Origin of the sequence: Aquimarina algiphila, from assembly GCF_007489275.1 — a bacterium.
Lineage (GTDB): Bacteria > Bacteroidota > Bacteroidia > Flavobacteriales > Flavobacteriaceae > Aquimarina > Aquimarina algiphila.
In genome coordinates, this window is the sequence record NZ_VLNR01000216.1 from 1 (window position 1) to 1,003 (window position 1,003).

The 1,003-nt window shown below is 38.4% G+C and carries 1 protein-coding gene; it reads right to left on the minus strand.

All coding sequences use genetic code 11. From position 1 onward, the window contains the following. Positions 1-73: 73 nt before the first annotated feature. On the minus strand, positions 74-238 hold the full coding sequence (locus FOF46_RS32175) for a hypothetical protein (RefSeq protein ID WP_167572049.1): 165 nt from the start codon (positions 236-238) through the stop codon (positions 74-76). Positions 239-1,003: the final 765 nt, after the last annotated feature.

A 1,003-nucleotide genomic window follows, 5' to 3' on the forward strand; every position in this document is an offset into this window, starting at 1 on the left:
GGAAATTTCCGTATTAATCGTAGTAACAATTTCTTGTTTTTGTATATTTGTCATGCTTACGAATTTTTAAATGTTATAACTGGCCAGTCAGCAAACTGTCCAGGTCAATATCAGAACCGTCATTAGTGTGCAAGTCACTATTGGCGGTTCTTTTTTGTTCTATTGGTTCATCTAAACCGTTCAAAAAACGTAAGGTTTCTGCATTTTCTGAAGCAGATTTATTAGTAAACCTTCCCATTAACAGGTCAATCTCATTAGAAATACCTATGGTTTGCGCCAGTTCTGCGGCCTTGCGTTCTTCGATCGTTTTTAAACGTTGTTTTTCTTTGCTAATCTTAGCGTGTNGGTTTCTGCATTTTCTGAAGCAGATTTATTAGTAAACCTTCCCATTAACAGGTCAATCTCATTAGAAATACCTATGGTTTGCGCCAGTTCTGCGGCCTTGCGTTCTTCGATCGTTTTTAAACGTTGTTTTTCTTTGCTAATCTTAGCGTGTTCTGCTTGTGGCCCATAAGGTTGTGGCTTCTCAAAGAGTTCGGCATCCCCTAGATACACTAGCATATCGCCTTTTTGCTTGAATAAGTGAACGTTGGTTAAATCCTCCAGATCGTAACTCATAACTACTTGTTTCTCGTGGCTCATCACCTCGAAATCATCCACATGGTAGATATATTCCCCTTTTTGAATGTCCGTTTTGATCATGCCATTATGCTTGATAGAAATTTCTTTCTTTAATCCAAATAGCATTGAGATTTGGTGTGCTTCAAGCTTCTTTATATTTGGCTTTTCACAATTATCATGGATTACTTTAGGGGATTTATCTACCTTGGCGTGTTTACGTGAATAGTAAGAAAGTGGGGTTGTTCTAAACGCCTCTATGATATGTTGTGATTCGTTATAGGCCTCTGTAAGTCCAAAACCTTCTTTTCTGGATTCTTTACGTATTTCCTTTAAATATTCTGGACTGCGGTGTGCTGAAGCTCGGCGAGATTGGATACCCTCT